This is a genomic window from Nocardioides coralli (assembly GCF_019880385.1).
Taxonomy (GTDB): Bacteria; Actinomycetota; Actinomycetes; order Propionibacteriales; family Nocardioidaceae; genus Nocardioides; species Nocardioides coralli.
In genome coordinates this window covers 1,852,768-1,868,064 of record NZ_CP082273.1, presented here as the reverse complement: position 1 = coordinate 1,868,064, position 15,297 = coordinate 1,852,768, and the positions used below count along the sequence as shown (strand labels likewise).

The window sequence follows — 15,297 nt, the reverse complement described above, 5'->3', positions numbered from 1 at the left end:
CTCATCGGCGCCCCCACAGGCGCCCGAGCTGCGCCCACCGCTCGCGCAGCCCCCACACCGTGATCCGGCGCAGCGACTCGACGGCGACCGCACCGCTCATCTTGGAGTCACCGCGCACCCGCTCGACGAACTCGATCGGCACCTCGCGCACGGTGAGGCCCGCACGCAGGGTCCGAGTCGCCAGGTCGGTCTGGAAGACGTAGCCGGTGGAGCGCACGGTGGCCAGGTCCAACTTCTCGAGCGTCTGCCGGCGGAAGAGCCGGTAGCCGGCCGTGGCGTCGCGGACACCGATGCCCAGCAGCCAGCGGACGTAGAGGTTGCCACCGCGCGACAGCGCCCGCCGGTGGAGCGGCCAGTTGACCACGGAACCGCCGGGGACCCAGCGCGACCCGATCACCAGGTCGGCGTCGTCGAGGGCGCTGCGCAGCCGGTCCAGCTGCTCTGGCTGGTGGGAGCCGTCGGCGTCCATCTCGCCGATGACGTCGTACCCGGCGTCCAGTGCCCAGGAGAACCCGTGGAGGTACGCCGCCCCCAGCCCGCTCTTCCCCGCGCGGTGCAGGACGTGGACCCGGTCGTCCGCCGCAGCCATCCGGTCGGCCTCGGCGCCGGTGCCGTCCGGTGAGTTGTCGTCGACGACCAGGACGTCGACGTCGGGATGGGCGGCGTGCAGGCGACCCACGATCCACGCGAGGTTGTCACGCTCGTTGAAGGTCGGGACGACCATCACGGTCCGCTCGTCCGAGCTCATCATCCACCCCCTCCCCAGGTCGCGGCCGACGGTACGTGAGCACCGACCACGCTGCCGCCACCAGGGTGGCGACGACCGCCACCCGACCGGGCCAGGCCCCCAGGCGCACCGCGGGGGTGATGCCGGTGGCCAGGGACACCTGCTCCTGCAGCACGGCCTGGGTCCGGGTGCCGGCGCGCGCCACGACCTCACCGTCAGGGGCGATGACGCCCGAGACGCCGTTCGTCGCCGCCACGAGGACGTGACGACCGGTCTCGACCGCCCGCAGCCGACTGATCTCGAACTGCTGGTCGATCTGGTTGGTGTGGATGAACATCGCGTTGCTGGTCTGCACGACCACCAGCTGGCCGCCCCGCAGGAGCTGGGCGTGGATGCCGTCGTCGTAGGCCACGTCGAAGCAGATGGCAGCCGCCACCGGGGTGTCACCCAGGACGATCGGCTCCTCCCGGGTGCCGCTGAGCATGTCGCGCGGGATCAGCGCGAGGCGCCCGAAGTTCTCCTGGAACACCCCGCGCCAGGGGATGTACTCACCGAAGGGCACGGGGTGCCACTTGGTGTAGCGGTCGGTCGCACCGACGCCGGGCTCCCACACGATGCTCTGGTTGAGCACGTTCTCCGGGCCCGAGTCCACCATCGCGCCCACGAGAACGGGTACGCCGATGGCGTCGCTGGCGCTCCGGATGGCGGCGTTGACGTCCGCGGTGCGGAACGGGTCGACCGCGGTCGAGTTCTCCGGCCAGACCACGAAGTCGGGCGCGGGGGCACGCCCGGCGCGGACGTCGCCGGCCAGCGCGACCGTGGCCTCGACGTGGTTGCGCGTGACCTGCCGGTGGTCGAGCAGGATGTCGCTGCCGTCCCCCGGCACGTCGCCCTGCACGACGGCCACCTGCCTGTCGCCGACGGTGGGGACGGGGTAGGCGGTCAGGGCCGGGACCAGCGAGACGACGGCCACTCCCCCGGCGACAGCCGCCGCCACCACGCGGGCGCGACCCGTGCGGGCGACGACCTCGGCGGCCAGGGCGCCCAGCAGGGCGAGCAGGAAGGAGAGGCCGGTCATGCCCACCCACGGCAGGGCGTCCTGCCACAGGGTGTCGCCGGTCGCGTAGGCCAGCCGGCCCCACGGCATCCCGCTGAAGGGCCAGGAGGAGCGCACGGTCTCCACCGCGACCCAGGCGGCGGCGAACCAGACCGGTCCCCCGCGCAGCCGCATCACCCAGGCGGCGAGGACGCCGAGCGGCGCGTGGAAGGCCGCCTGGAGGCCGGCCAGGGCCAACCAGGCGTCGTACCCGACCACCCGCATCCAGAACAGGAGCACCAGGTGGAAACCGAGCCCGAACGCGAGGCCCGGTAGCCACGCGCGTCGCGCGGGGAGGCCGCGGACGGCGAGCGCGAGCCCCATGATCCCCACCGGCAGCAGGACCACGAGCCCGACGGGCTCGAAGGCCTGGGCCAGCAGCACGCCGGCCAGCAGGGCCAGGCCGGTCCGGGACAGCACGTCTTCACGGTACCGGGAGGCGCGTGGCCGGGCGTGGCAGGCGCGGAAGGGCCACTGCGTCCTTCGGGCCTTCCCACCCCCGACTGGCTGCCAGAGCCCGGGAAGTTGTCTAGGGAACCAGGGGCCCTTCCGCGTCCGAACTCGCGGCGTCGGACCGGCCTTCGCGAACCACATCGGACGGCGTTGGAGGGACCACCTCCGACGCGATCACTCGGACGCCGGTCCGCCGACCACGAACTGCATGGACGGACAAACCGCACCTTGGTTGCTGGGCGGGATCCTGTCAACCGGCCCCTCACCTGCGACGACGCGCGAACCCGCAGGTCAGACGCACCTCTCGTTCACGCAAGTGTGGGAGAGATTTTCCTTTGTCGGCCGGGTCAGGCCGGGACGACCACGGTGCCGGTGGCCGAGGTGGCCAGCAGCGGGGCGTCCAGCACCTCCGCGGCGCCGGGCCGGTCGGGGGTGGCCGCGCCTCGGGCGAGGACGTGGACAGCGAAGTCGAGGGTGCGCGACCGGGTGCCGACCCTGGTGACCGCGCAGCTGATCTCGAGCACGTCTCCGGCCCGGACCGGGGCGTGGAACTGGACGTCGGAGTAGGAGGCGAAGAGCCCCTCGTCGCCGTCGGTGCGGATGCACATCTCGGTCGCCACGTCGCCGAACAGCCCGAGGCTGTAGGCACCGTCCACGAGGTTGCCGGCGTAGTGGGCGTGGGAGTACGGCACGTAGCGGCGGTGTCGCACGGTCATGCCGACCTCGGCGTTGGTCATCACGAAGCCTTCCGGGTGGGGCGGTCGGTCACCCGGTGGACGAGGTAGGAGGCGACCTCCCCGGGAGTGGTGCCACGGCTGAAGACCCGGTCGACCCCGAGCTCGTCGGCCATGGCCTCGTCGAATCGGGGGCCACCCACGACGAGGAGCGGCCGCTTGCCCGCGGGGAACGCCTCGCGGAAGGCGGCCGACATCTCGCGCGTGTTGAGGAGGTGGGCGTCGCGCTGGGTCACGACCTGGGAGACGAGCACCGCGTCGGCGTGCTCGGCGAGCGAGCGCTCGACGAGCTCCGGCACCGACACCTGGGCCCCGAGGTTGACCACCTTGAGCTCGCGGTAGTACTCGAGCCCCTTCTCCCCTGCCCAGCCCTTGATGTTGAGGATCGCGTCGATGCCGACGGTGTGGGCGTCGGTGCCGATGCAGGCGCCGACCACGACCAGCCGGCGCCGCAGCGAGCGCTTGATCGCGGCGTTGGCCTCCTTGGGGGTGAGCAGCGGGAAGTCGCGCTCGACCACGGTCACCTGGTCCGGCTCGACGAGGTGGTTGACCCGGCCGTAGACCACGAAGAAGGTGAAGCCCTCGCCCATCGGCTTGCTGTGCACGACCAGGGCGGGGTCCATGCCCATCTTGCTGGCCAGCTGGAGCGCGGCGCCGTCGGCGACCTTGGAGTGGGGCATCGGCAGGGTGAAGGACAGCTGCACCATGCCGTCGCCGGTGGTGTCGCCGTACGGGCGCAGCGGGCTCATCGCTCCTCCAGGATCTCGGTCGCCGGGTTGTAGTAGCTGGTCGACTTGCGGGCCACGCCGTCGAGGCCGCGGCCGCCGTCGGCGGGGCGCTTCATCAGCCCGAAGGTGCCGTCGCCGATCGCGGAGAGCAGCGGCGGCAGGCCCGCTGCGGAGGTGTCGTGGGCGATCTGGTCGAGCAGGGTGATGGTCTCGTCGAGGACGTGCTGGGCGCGCTTCTCGATGAAGCCGCCGGGGGCGGGCCGGAAGTCCTCGTGGAGGTTGCCGGCGGCGTTCATGACGTAGCGGACGTTCTGGAGAGCGAGGTCGCGGTCGGAGAGCCACGGCGTGACCACTGCCTCGGTCATCATGCCGACCAGGAGGATGCCCTGCCCCGTGAGCGCACCCACGAGGTTGAAGAAGCCGTCGAGCAGGTAGCCGCGGAAGACGTCACCGGTCATGTGGCGCGTCGGCGGCATCCACTTCAGCGGCGCCTTCGGGAAGAGGTCGCGCGCCAGCATGGCGTGGGCCAGCTCGAGCCGGAACGAGTCGGGGATGTCCGGGTCGATCTCGAAGGCGTGGCCCAGCCCGAGCTGCCAGTCCTCGAGCCCGGCCTCCTTGCCGAAGTACTCGTTGAGGAGCTGGCTGGTGGTGACCGTGTGAGCGGCCTCGACGGCGTCGGCGGTGGTGAGGTAGTTGTCCTCGCCGGTGTTGATGATGATCCCCGCCCGGGCGTGCACCTGCCGGCTGAACCGCTGGTCGACGAAGGTGCGGATCGGGTTGATGTCGCGGAAGAGGATCCCGTACATGGAGTCGTTGAGCATCATGTCGAGTCGCTCGAGCCCCGCCAGCGCCGCGATCTCGGGCATGCACAGCCCGGAGGCGTAGTTGGTGAGCCGGACGTAGCGGCCGAGCTCCCGCGACGTCTCGTCGAGGGCCGCCCGCATCAGCCGGAAGTTCTCCTGGGTGGCGTAGGTGCCGGCGAAGCCCTCGCGGGTGGCGCCCTCGGGCACGAAGTCGAGCAGTGACTGGCCCGTCGACCGGATCACCGCGATCACGTCGGCGCCCTCGCGGGCGGCCGCCTGCGCCTGGGGGATGTCCTCGTGGATGTCGCCGGTGGCCACGATCAGGTAGATCCACGGCTTGCTCGGGGCGTCCCCGACCCGGGCGATGAGCCGCTCGCGCTCGTGGCGGCGCTGGTCGATGCGCCGGATCCCGGCGCCGACGGCCTTCCTCGAGGCGGCGGTGGCCCGGGTGGCGTCGCGACCCTCGGGGAGCCGGAAGCGGACCGACCCGGCGCCCGCCTTCTGCGCGAGGGTGAGCAGGTCGTCGGCCTCGCCGCGCAGCAGCGCGTCCCAGACAGGCAGGGCCACCCCGTGCTCGAGCCCGACGTCGGCGCGGACGACCTCCGCGAGCCGGTTGACCCACGGGGTGCCGTCGGGGTCCGCGCCGGCCAGGCCGGCGAGGCGCAGGGTGGCGCGCTCCACCGAGACGGTCGTGTGCCTCTTGGCCAACGACACCACCGGCCGGCCGACCTTGCGCGCCAGCGCCCGGGCCTGCTTGACCCGTTCGCGGTCGAGCTCCAGCCGTCCCACGGTCCGCCGGGACCCCACGTTGGTCGAGCCTGTCGAGACCATCAGAGCCGCTCCTCGAAGAGTCGCCGGACGCCGTCGTTCGCCCGCAGCAGCTCCAGCGCGTACGCCGCGTGGCCGGGCACGTACCCGTTGCCGACCAGCATCGTGACGTCGGCGGCCAGGCCTTCCGCCCCCAGGGCGGCGGCCGGGAAGGAGGTGGCCATGGAGAAGAAGATCACCGTGCCGCCCTCGGCCGTGGCGAGGATCGCCCCGCCCTCACAACCGGGGACGTCCACGCACACCACGGTGATGTCGGCCGGGCCGCCGGCCGCGGTGACCGCGTCGCGCAGTGCGATGGGGTCGCGGGCGTCGGCGACGACCACCGCGTCGGCGAGACCGGCGCCCCGGAGCCGCTCGGCCTCCTGCTCATGGGGTACGACGCCGAGCAACCGGTCGGCGCCGGCGTCGCGGGCAGCGGCCAGGCTGAGCGAGCCGGACTTGCCGGCGCCGCCGATCACGGCCACGGTGGGCCGTCGCGTGGCGGCGTACTGCCGGACGACGCGGGCGGTGAGCGCGGGAGCGCCGCAGACGTCCATCACGGCGAGGCTGAGCTCGGGGGCCAGGTCGTCGGGAAGGACGGCCGCGATCGAGCGGCCGAAGAGCACGGCGTAGCCGTCGCAGGGCACCTGCTCGCTCCGGCCGTCCCAGCGCGCCAGGTCGTCCTCGATCACCAGCGGGGTGAGGGTCAGGGAGACCAGGGTGGCGACGCGGTCGCCGACCCGGAGGCCCAGCGGCGACTCCTCCCCCACGGCCTCGACCGTGCCGACCAGCATCCCGCCGGACCCCGTCTCGGGGTTCTGCATCTTGCCCCGCGCCGCGACGATGCCGAGCACCTCGGCGCGGACCGCGTCGCCGTCGCCGTCGTGCTTGCGCTCGAGCTGGCGGAACGAGGCCGCGTCGAGGTTGAGACGCTCCACGCGCACCCGCACCTCGTCGGGCCAGAGCTCGCGCCGGGTGTCGAGGCGGGCGGCGGCCTGGGGCAGCACCGCGACGTCGTCGAGGACCCGGTGCAGCCCGGTCGGGTCGCTCGCCACGGAGGTCGTCACTGTCTCTTCTCCACTGATTTCGTCGATCACCCGCAAATCCTCCGGCGGGTGGTTGGACTTGCCGGATGGTGTTCTCGTACTCTCGCAGATGAGCGGTGAGTCACACAATCGACCCACCGCCGCGCGCCACGACCCAGGAGGTCCCCCATGAGCATCGAGACGGCCATCGGACTCGAGACCGGCCAGCCCTACCCCTACCGCCGGACCGAGCTGGTCGAGCCCGACTGGACGCGGTTCCCGGGGTGGCGCGACGTGACGACCGAGGAGTGGGAGTCGGTGCAGTGGCAGCGGGCCCACTGCGTCAAGAACCTCAAGCAGCTGCGCGAGCTGATGGGCGACCTGCTCGACGAGCGGTTCTACGAGGACCTCGAGCGCGACCAGGCCGAGCGGGCGACCATGTCGATGCTGGTGCCGCCGCAGATGCTCAACACCATGGCCCCGCACGTGGAGCCGGCCGGCCCCGGGTCGCTGACCGAGGCGTTCTACGCCGACCCGATCCGGCACTACATGCTGCCGGTGCTCAGCGACCGGCGTACCGACTGGCCCTCCCACCCGCACGCCACCCGCGACTCGCTGCACGAGCACGACATGTGGGTGGCCGAGGGGCTCACCCACCGCTACCCCACCAAGGTGCTGGCCGAGCTGCTGCCGACCTGCCCTCAGTACTGCGGCCACTGCACGCGCATGGACCTGGTCGGCAACTCGACCGCCCAGATCGACAAGCTCAAGTTCGTCGGCAAGCCCAACGACCGGCTCGGCGACATGATCGACTACCTGCGACGTACGCCGAGCGTGCGCGACGTCGTGGTCTCCGGCGGTGACGTCGCCAACATGCCGTGGCCCCGGCTCGAGGCGTTCCTGACCTCGGTGCTGGAGGTCGAGAACATCCGCGACATCCGACTGGCCACCAAGGCCCTCATGGGTCTCCCCCAGCACTGGCTGCAGGGCGACGTGGTCGACGGCATGGGCCGGGTCGCCTCCATCGCGCGGGAGCGCGGGGTGTCGATCGCGATCCACACCCACGTCAACCACGCCAACTCGGTCACCCCGCTGGTGGCGAAGGCCGCCCGGGCGATGCTCGACACCGGGATCCGTGACGTCCGCAACCAGGGCGTGCTGCTCAACGGCGTCAACGCCGACCCCGAGGCGCTGCTCGACCTGTGCTTCCGGCTCCTCGACGGGGCGCAGATCATGCCCTACTACTTCTACATGTGCGACATGATCCCGTTCTCGGAGCACTGGCGGGTCTCGGTCGCCGACGCGCAGCGGCTGCAGCACCACATCATGGGCTACCTGCCGGGCTTCGCGACCCCGCGGATCGTGTGTGACGTGCCGTTCGTCGGGAAGCGCTGGGTGCACCAGCTCGCCGACTACGACGAGGTGCGCGGCATCTCCTACTGGACGAAGAACTACCGCACCTCCATCGAGGCCGCCGACCCCGAGGCCCTGTCGCGGACCTACGAGTACTACGACCCGATCCACACGCTGCCGGCCGAGGGCCAGGCGTGGTGGGCCGAGCACGGCCGGCTCGACGAGTCGGCGCTCCGGGCCGCCGAGATCGCCGAGGCCTCCCGGCGTACCGCCGCCCTCCAGGCGCACTGAGGGGTTTGCGGTTTCCCCGGTCGGCCGGGGAAACCGCAGGTTGTCGGCTGATCCTGCACCCCTTGTCCGGCAACTTCGCCTGTCCGGCCGCGCCGTGGTTCTCCACAGACAGCCAGATCGCTGCCCCGGGGTGACGCCCAGCGGGGCAGGGTGCTGGCATGCAAGCACCTGCGCGTCTGGACGGGCTCCCCGCTGTCCACCTCCGCCGCGAGCTGGTCGGTCAGGGCATGACCGACCACGCCATCGCTCGCGAGGTGGCGCGAGGCAACCTCCACAAGGTGCGCCACGGCGCCTACACGGCGGCCGCTCCCTGGCACGAGCTGGACGAAGGCGGCCGCTACGCGCTCCTCTGCGTCGCCGCGGCGGCCCAGGCCAGGACCGACGTCGTGCTCAGCCACCTGAGCGCCGCAGGCCTGTGGGGGGCACCGCTGTGGGACGTGAGTGCCGAGCTCGTCCACCTCACCCGGACCGACCAGAAGACCGGCCGCAAGGAGGCCGGGATCCAGCAGCACCGCGGCATCCTGCTCCCGGAAGACGTCTGGTCGGGTGCCGGCGTACAGGTGATGAGCCCGACGCGAGCGGCGCTGGAGCTGACCACCCTCACCGACGTGGAGCATGCTGTCGTCGAGATCGACTGGCTGCTCCACACGGGCCTCACCGATGTCCAGAAGCTCCGGACGCGGTACGCCGCCACGACGTCGTGGCCGAACACGCTGCACACGGACCTGGTCCTGCGGCTCGTCGATGGCCGGTCGGAGTCGGTCCTCGAGAGCCGAGGCCGCTTCATGTGCTGGTCGCAGCGGCTGCCGACACCGATTCCCAACTACCCCATCCGCAACCGCCGGGGGCGGGTCGTTGCTCGGGTCGACCTCGCGTGGCCGGAGCTCGGGGTGTTCGTCGAGCTCGATGGGAAGGTGAAGTACGAGACGCACCGACGTCCCGGTGAGAGCGTGACCGACGCGGTGGTGCGCGAGAAGCGCCGTGAGTCGATGATCGTCGAGCTCACGGGGTGGCGCTGCATCCGGCTGGTGTGGGCGGATCTCCGCCATCCCGCAGCCTGCGCCGCGCGCATCCGTGCCGGGTTCCGGCCGACCGCCGCCTGAGCCGCGTGGTTGTCAGGCTCTTCTGTCGGTTGTCCGGGTTTGCGAACCCTGACAACCGACAGTTTCCCCGGCCGACCGGGGAAACTGCGCGCCCCTACGTCACCGGGCGGTTCTCGTACGGCGTGGAGAGGACGATCGTGGTGCGGGTGGAGACGTTGGCGGCGGCACGGACCCGGGCGAGCAGGTCCTCGAGATCGGCCGGGGTGGCGACGCGAACCTTGAGGATGTAGGACTCCTCCCCCGCGACCGACCAGCACGACTCGATCTCCTCGATGCCCTGCAACCTCTCGGGATAGTCGTCGGGCTGGGCGGGATCGATCGGCGTGACCGAGATGAAGGCCGCGAGCGGCAGCCCGATGGCGTCGTGGTCGATCGTGGCGCCGTACCCGGTGATCAGGCCGCGCTGCTCGAGCCGCTTGACGCGCTGGTGCACCGCCGAGGTGGACAGCCCGGTGGCCTTCCCGAGGTCGGTGTAGGACATGCGGCCGTCGACGGCGAGCAGCTCCACGATCCGGCGATCGGTCGCCTCGAGCTCAGGGCGGGTCACGGCCGACAGCGTAGTGGCACGCCGTGGCAGGATGCCGGCGTGACGACGCGACTCATGCTGCTCGACACCGCCTCCCTCTACTTCCGGGCGTTCTTCGGTGTCCCGGAGATCAAGGCCGACAACGGCACGCCGGTCAACGCCGTGCGCGGGCTGCTCGACTTCATCAGCCGCCTCGTCGGTGAGTACTCCCCCACTCACCTGGTCTGCTGCTGGGACAACGACTGGCGCCCGCAGTGGCGGGTCGACCTGATCCCCAGCTACAAGTCCCACCGCGTCGTCGCCGCCCGCCCGGGCGACCAGCCCGACGTCGAGGAGGTGCCCGACCCGCTCGAGGTGCAGGTCCCCGTGATCCGCGCCGTCTTGGGGGCCCTCGGAATCGCGATCGTGGGAGCCGACCACTACGAGGCCGACGACGTGATCGGCACCCTCGCCACGGGTGCCGGGATGCCGGTCGACATCGTCACCGGCGACCGCGACCTCTTCCAGCTCGTCGACGACGACGCCGGCGTCCGGGTCCTCTACATCGCCCGGGGCGTGGGCAGGCACGAGCGCGTCACCGCCGAGGTCGTGCGCGACAAGTACGCCATCGAGGCCGCCCAGTACGCCGACTTCGCGACCCTGCGCGGCGACGCCTCCGACGGGCTCCCGGGGGTCTCGGGGATCGGCGAGAAGACCGCCGCGACACTGCTCCAGCGGTTCGGCGACATGTCGGGCATCCTCGCCGCCGCCGAGGACCCCGACGCCGACCTCGGCCCCAACCCGCGGAGCAAGATCCGGGCCGCCGCCGACTACCTCGCCGTCGCCCCCCGGGTGGTGGCCGTCGCCCGTGACATCGAGCTGCACGACCACGACGCGACCCTGCCCCGGGAGCCCCGCGACCCCGAGCTGGTCAAGGCCCTCGCGGAGGAGTTCAACCTGGAAGGACCCCTGACCCGCCTCGTGGAGACCCTCGCCGACCGTTGACCCGGCCCACGTACGGTGGGTGGCATGACTCGCATCGCCGTCGTCGGAGGCCATGGCCAGATCGCCCGCCTGCTGCACCCCATGCTGCTCGGCGCGGGCCACGAGCCCGTCGCCCTGGTGAGGTCGGAGGCCCAGGCCGCCGAGCTCGAGGCGACCGGCGTCACCACCCGCCACCTCGACATCGAGGCCGGTGACGTGGACGACTTCGTCTCCGCGTTCGAGGGCTGCGGGGCCGTGGTCTTCGCCGCAGGCGGCGGACCCGACGGCAACGTCGAGCGCAAGAAGACCGTCGACCTCGACGGCTCGCTGCTCTCCATCGAGGCCGCCAAGCAGCTGGGCATCGACCGGTTCGTCCAGGTGTCCGCGATCAACGTCGACGAGCCGGTGCCCGACGACGCCGGCGAGGTGTGGGCGGCGTACGTCGCGGCCAAGCGCGACTCCGACGCGGCCCTGCGCGAGAGCGGACTCGACTGGACGATCCTGCGGCCCGGTCGTCTGACCGACGCGCCGGGCACGGGCCTGGTGGCCCTCGGCCCCGACGTCGCCCGGGCCGAGATCCCCCGGGCCGACGTGGCCGAGGTGATCGCGGCGGTGCTCGAGGACCCCGCCACCGCCGGGAAGCAGTGGAACCTCGTCTCCGGGGACCTCCGGGTGGGAGACGCGATCGCCGCGGCGCTCTAGCATCTGTCCATGAGGCGCGCCCTGGTGGTCGCCGCGGTGGCCGCGGTCGTGGCCGTCTCGAGCCCGGGATCGGCCGCCGCGCCCGGGGCCGAACCCCCAGCACCCCCTGCCGACGAGCTCCGTGGCACGCGGGTGCTGCCGCTCCCGCCTCCCTCCCAGCCAGGCGCCGGCTGCGTCGTGCCGGTCGGCGGCTCCGCGCTCGATGCCTGCCCCAGACCACGGCGCACCGCACCCCCGGCCTCCTGCGTGCTGCCCCTGATCCACGGGACGCAGCTGCTGCGGTGTCCCACCGGCCCGCGTCCCCCCGACCGCGGCTGGGTGGTCCCGCTTCAGTCGTTGACGCTCGAGTAGGCCACGACGCCCCGCTTCAGGCGCCGCCCCGCCTCACGGGCGGTCTCGCGCAGCGGCCCCGGACCGGCGGCGTCCGCCACCTGCCCCGTCAGGTCGAGCAGCTGCTTCATCCACCGCACGAAGTCACCCGCGGCCAGGTCGGTCACCGTGAGGATGCCGTCGAGCTCGTCGCCCTCGGCCCACCGGTGCGCGGCCCACGCGAACCCGAGGTCGGGCTGCCGCAGCAGGTCGAGCCGGTGGTCGCGCTCGAGGCTGTCGAGCTCGCCCCAGAGCCGGACCATGCCGCCGATGGCCTCGCGGGTGCGGCCACCCGGCAGTCGCGGTGAGCTGGCGTCGTCCGGGCGTCGGGCCTCGAAGGCCAGCACGGACAGCGCGGCCGCGAGCTCGGAGGCGTCGAGGTCGTCCCAGAGGCCGCGACGCAGCGACTCGGCGGCCAGCAGGTCGGTGTCGGAGTAGAGGACGCGCAGGTGGGAGCCGCGCTCGGTGACGGTGTCGCCGTCCAGGTAGCCCAGGGCCGTGAGCACCTCGCAGACCCGGTCGAACTGCCGGGCCACGGTGTTGGTGCGCCGCTCGATGCGTTGGCGCAGGGTGGCGGCGTCGCGGTCGAGCTTGAACCACCGCTCCGCCCACCGGGCGTGGTCCTCCCGTTCCGGACAGTCGTGGCACGGGTGCTCCCGGAGCCGCTGCCGGAGCTCGGCGACCCGGTCGTCGACGTCCTCGGGACGCGCGCCCTTGCCGCGCTTGGAGGGGGGCGGGGGCGCCAGGTCGTGGGTCCGGGTCCGGAGCGCGGAGGCGAGGTCGCGCCGCATCTGCGGGTTGCGCCCGTTGAAGCCGCGGGGCACCTTGAGGCGGGCCGCCGGCTCCACCGGTTGCGGGAAGTCGATCATCGCCAGTCGACGTGCCTGCCGCTCCGCGGTCACGACGTAGGGGCGGGGCTCCTCGGTCGGCGACCCGGGGTCGACCACCACCGCCCAGCCGGCGAACTTGCCGGCCGGCACCCGGATCACGTCGCCGGGCCGCAGCCGCCGCACCGACTCGGCCGCCTCTGCGCGCTGGTCGGCCTTCCGCTCCCGGGCGGCTGCCTTCTCGACCTCGGAGATCCGGCGGCGCAGCCCGGCGTACTCCATGAAGTCGCCGAGGTGGCAGGTGGCGGCCTCGGCGTAGCCGCTGAGGGCGTCGTCGCTCTTCCTCAGCTTGCGGGCGAGCCCCACCACGGCGCGGTCGGCCTGGAACTGGGCGAACGACTGCTCCAGCAGCTCCCGCGACCGCTCCCGGCCGAACTGGTGCACGAGATTGGCGGCCATGTTGTAGGACGGCGCGAAGCTCGACCGGAGCGGGTAGGTGCGGGTGGAGGCGAGCCCGGCGAGCTCTCGGGGGTTCATGCCCGGCTGCCACAGCACGACCGCGTGCCCCTCGACGTCGAGCCCACGCCGGCCGGCACGTCCGGTGAGCTGGGTGTACTGCCCCGGCGTGATGTCGGCGTGGGTCTCGCCGTCCCACTTCGTCAGCTTCTCGATCACGACGGTGCGGGCGGGCATGTTGATGCCCAGCGCCAGGGTCTCGGTCGCGAACACCACTTTGCACAGCCCCCGCACGAAGAGCTGCTCGACGATCTCCTTGAACGTCGGCAGCAGCCCGGCGTGGTGGGCCGCCACGCCACGGGTGAGCCCGTCGAGGAAGTCGTGGTAGCCGAGGACGTGGAGGTCCTCCTCCGGCAGGTGCCGGCAGGAATCCTCGACGAACGCGAAGATGGCGTCGCGCTCCTCGGGCGTGGTGAGCCTGACCCCCGCCGCGAGGCACTGGGTCACTGCCGCGTCGCAGCCGACCCGGCTGAAGATGAAGTTGATGGCCGGCAGCAGTCCCTCGCGCTCGAGGCGGTCGACGACGTCCACCCGACTCGGCACCCAGACCCGGCGGCCGTTGCCGACCGGGCGGCGGTTGTCGCTCCCGCGGCCCCGCGACTGCTTGGGCGAGCGCCGGTCGCGCACCCGGTGGCTGGCCCAGTCGTCGCGAGCGAGCCGTTCCAGCTCCCGGTTGACCGGCGTGCCCTCCCGCACGAAGCCGGCCGCGGCGTCGACGTCGGAGGCGGCAAACAGGTCGAGCAGCTTCCGACCCGCCATCACGTGCTGGTAGAGCGGGACCGGCCGCCGCTCCTCGACGATGGTCGTGACCTCGCCGCGGACCTCGGTCAGCCACTCCCCGAACTCCTCGGCGTTGGAGACCGTGGCGGACAGCGACACCAGGGCCACCGACTCGGGGACGTGGATGATGATCTCCTCCCACACCGCTCCCCGGGCCCGGTCGGCGAGGTAGTGCACCTCGTCCATCACCACGAACCCGAGGCCCAGCAAGGTGCGGGAGCCGGCGTAGATCATGTTGCGCAGCACCTCGGTCGTCATCACGACCACCGGCGCCTCCCCGTTGACGGTGTGGTCACCGGTGAGCAGCCCGACCTGGTCCTCGCCGTAGCGCGCGACGAGGTCGTGGAACTTCTGGTTGGACAGCGCCTTGATCGGGGTCGTGTAGAAGCACTTGCGCCCGGTCGCGAGCGCCAGGTGGATGGCGAACTCGCCGACGATGGTCTTGCCCGACCCGGTCGGAGCCGCGACGAGGACGCCGCGGCCGTCCTCGATCTCGTGGCAGGCGCGGACCTGGAAGTCGTCGAGGCCGAAGGAGTAGAGGCCGGAGAACTCGTGGAAGACCGGGTAGGCCCGGCGGCGCCGGTCGGCGGCGTACGCCGCGGCCGGTCCGTGGTCGTCAGGCAAGGACGCTCAGTGCTCCTGGTTCGCAGGTGATGGTCAGCGGCAGCGCCCCGAAGCGCTCGCCGTCGGCGTAGGACACGATGCCCGGGGCCGCGACGGTGACGGTGCGCACCCGGTGGTGCTCGTACTGCGGGTGGGTCACGTGGGTGCCCCGGAACAGCTTGGGATAGGTGCGCACCAGGGCCGGTTTGCTCATGGGCTTGATGATCACGACGTCGAGGAGCCCGTCGTCGAGCAGCGCCCCCTCGGTGATCCGCAGGCCGCCGCCGAAGGACGGTCCGTTGCCGACGGCGACCAGCATCGCGTCCGTACGCCGCGACTGGCCGTCGAGCTCGATCTCGTAGGGCAGCGGCTCAAAGGTGCGCAGCTCTGCCAGCGTGGCCAGGTTGTAGCGCATCTGCCCCTTGGGCCACGTCATCCGGTTGGCACGCTCGTTGACGATCGCGTCGAAGCCGGCCGCCAGGACGGTCACGAAGTAGCGCGAACCGCTGCGCGCCAGGTCGATCCGTCGCGGCGTCGCGGCGACGACCCGGTCAGCGGCCGCCGCCGGGTCCTTGCGCGGCAGGTCGAGGTAGCGAGCGACGTCGTTGCCGGTGCCGGTCGGCACGATGCCGAGGTGGGTGTCGGTCCCGGCCACCGCCTGCACGCCCAGGTGGACCATCCCGTCGCCGCCGCACACCACGAGCGCCCACACCCCGTCGGCGACCGCGGACCGGGCGAGGTCGAGGGCCACGTCGACATCGGTCCCCTGCAGGTCGCGGACCCGGAAGCCGGCGGCCTCCAGCCGCGGCAGCACCACGCCGCGCGCCGCGGCTCCCCTCCCCTTGCCCGCGGTGGGGTTGGTGAGGAGGGCGATCTCGCGGGGCACACCCG

Annotated in this window: 14 protein-coding genes; 5 read left to right on the top strand and 9 right to left on the bottom strand. The window is 72.3% G+C overall.

Annotated elements, in window-relative coordinates:
- Position 1 precedes the first annotated feature (1 nt).
- The 6 genes from K6T13_RS09145 to kdd form a co-directional block, all read right to left on the bottom strand.
- A complete protein-coding gene (locus K6T13_RS09145) occupies positions 2-748 on the bottom strand; it encodes a polyprenol monophosphomannose synthase (RefSeq protein WP_249423690.1) in 747 nt (248 codons plus the stop codon).
- Positions 696-2,243 (bottom strand): apolipoprotein N-acyltransferase, encoded by a 1,548-nt coding sequence (lnt, locus tag K6T13_RS09140; RefSeq protein WP_249423689.1) that lies wholly within the window; start codon positions 2,241-2,243, stop codon positions 696-698. The genes K6T13_RS09145 and lnt overlap by 53 nt, the downstream gene beginning before the upstream one ends.
- Before the next feature lie 380 nt (positions 2,244-2,623).
- Positions 2,624-3,013, bottom strand: coding sequence for a 3-aminobutyryl-CoA ammonia lyase (gene kal / locus K6T13_RS09135; RefSeq protein ID WP_222894286.1), 390 nt, complete (start codon positions 3,011-3,013; stop codon positions 2,624-2,626).
- Entirely contained in the window at positions 3,013-3,759 is a 747-nt protein-coding gene (gene kamE, locus K6T13_RS09130; protein WP_222894285.1) for a lysine 5,6-aminomutase subunit beta, read from the bottom strand. Before kamE ends, kal begins: the two co-directional genes overlap by 1 nt.
- Complete coding sequence (gene kamD, locus K6T13_RS09125) at positions 3,756-5,372, bottom strand: lysine 5,6-aminomutase subunit alpha (RefSeq protein ID WP_222894284.1); 1,617 nt, start codon at positions 5,370-5,372, stop codon at positions 3,756-3,758. The genes kamE and kamD overlap by 4 nt, the downstream gene beginning before the upstream one ends.
- A complete protein-coding gene (gene kdd, locus K6T13_RS09120) occupies positions 5,372-6,415 on the bottom strand; it encodes an L-erythro-3,5-diaminohexanoate dehydrogenase (RefSeq protein ID WP_222894283.1) in 1,044 nt (347 codons plus the stop codon). The genes kamD and kdd overlap by 1 nt, the downstream gene beginning before the upstream one ends.
- Positions 6,416-6,562: 147 nt before the next feature.
- Between kdd and K6T13_RS09115 the strand changes: the two genes are divergently transcribed.
- Both K6T13_RS09115 and K6T13_RS09110 read left to right on the top strand, forming a co-directional pair.
- Positions 6,563-8,017, top strand: a complete 1,455-nt coding sequence (locus K6T13_RS09115; RefSeq protein ID WP_222894282.1) for a KamA family radical SAM protein — start codon at positions 6,563-6,565, stop codon at positions 8,015-8,017.
- A 158-nt stretch (positions 8,018-8,175) separates the two neighbouring features.
- Positions 8,176-9,120, top strand: a complete 945-nt coding sequence (locus K6T13_RS09110) for a hypothetical protein (protein ID WP_222894281.1) — start codon at positions 8,176-8,178, stop codon at positions 9,118-9,120.
- Between the two features lie 94 nt (positions 9,121-9,214).
- Here the strand turns inward: K6T13_RS09110 and K6T13_RS09105 are convergent, their stop codons facing one another.
- The gene (locus K6T13_RS09105) at positions 9,215-9,667 is read right to left on the bottom strand and encodes an Lrp/AsnC family transcriptional regulator (protein WP_222894280.1); all 453 of its coding nucleotides are present in this window, start codon (positions 9,665-9,667) and stop codon (positions 9,215-9,217) included.
- 54 nt (positions 9,668-9,721) lie between these two features.
- Between K6T13_RS09105 and K6T13_RS09100 the strand changes: the two genes are divergently transcribed.
- The 3 genes from K6T13_RS09100 to K6T13_RS09090 are packed head-to-tail and all read left to right on the top strand — an operon-like array spanning position 9,722 to position 11,662.
- Entirely contained in the window at positions 9,722-10,630 is a 909-nt protein-coding gene (locus K6T13_RS09100) for a 5'-3' exonuclease (protein WP_222898226.1), read from the top strand.
- Between the two features lie 24 nt (positions 10,631-10,654).
- Positions 10,655-11,311, top strand: a complete 657-nt coding sequence (locus K6T13_RS09095; RefSeq protein ID WP_222894279.1) for an SDR family oxidoreductase — start codon at positions 10,655-10,657, stop codon at positions 11,309-11,311.
- 9 nt (positions 11,312-11,320) lie between these two features.
- Positions 11,321-11,662, top strand: a complete 342-nt coding sequence (locus K6T13_RS09090) for a hypothetical protein (RefSeq protein WP_222894278.1) — start codon at positions 11,321-11,323, stop codon at positions 11,660-11,662.
- Here K6T13_RS09090 and K6T13_RS09085 read toward each other — a convergent pair.
- Together K6T13_RS09085 and K6T13_RS09080 are read right to left on the bottom strand one after the other, a co-directional pair.
- Complete coding sequence (locus K6T13_RS09085) at positions 11,641-14,427, bottom strand: DEAD/DEAH box helicase (RefSeq protein WP_222894277.1); 2,787 nt, start codon at positions 14,425-14,427, stop codon at positions 11,641-11,643. The two genes, K6T13_RS09090 and K6T13_RS09085, sit on opposite strands and share 22 nt — an antisense overlap.
- Positions 14,420-15,292: a diacylglycerol/lipid kinase family protein gene (locus tag K6T13_RS09080; protein ID WP_222894276.1), complete on the bottom strand. Its 873-nt coding sequence runs from the start codon at positions 15,290-15,292 to the stop codon at positions 14,420-14,422. Before K6T13_RS09080 ends, K6T13_RS09085 begins: the two co-directional genes overlap by 8 nt.
- Positions 15,293-15,297: the final 5 nt, after the last annotated feature.

Coding starts and splice junctions, on each gene's coding strand:
- K6T13_RS09110 (WP_222894281.1), top strand. CDS start 8,176: ATGCAAGCACCTGCGCGTCTGGACGGGCTCCCCGCTGTCCACCTCCGC.
- K6T13_RS09115 (WP_222894282.1), top strand. CDS start 6,563: ATGAGCATCGAGACGGCCATCGGACTCGAGACCGGCCAGCCCTACCCC.
- kamE (WP_222894285.1), bottom strand. CDS start 3,759: ATGAGCCCGCTGCGCCCGTACGGCGACACCACCGGCGACGGCATGGTG.
- K6T13_RS09145 (WP_249423690.1), bottom strand. CDS start 748: ATGAGCTCGGACGAGCGGACCGTGATGGTCGTCCCGACCTTCAACGAG.
- K6T13_RS09090 (WP_222894278.1), top strand. CDS start 11,321: ATGAGGCGCGCCCTGGTGGTCGCCGCGGTGGCCGCGGTCGTGGCCGTC.
- kamD (WP_222894284.1), bottom strand. CDS start 5,372: ATGGTCTCGACAGGCTCGACCAACGTGGGGTCCCGGCGGACCGTGGGA.
- K6T13_RS09095 (WP_222894279.1), top strand. CDS start 10,655: ATGACTCGCATCGCCGTCGTCGGAGGCCATGGCCAGATCGCCCGCCTG.
- kal (WP_222894286.1), bottom strand. CDS start 3,013: ATGACCAACGCCGAGGTCGGCATGACCGTGCGACACCGCCGCTACGTG.
- K6T13_RS09100 (WP_222898226.1), top strand. CDS start 9,722: ATGCTGCTCGACACCGCCTCCCTCTACTTCCGGGCGTTCTTCGGTGTC.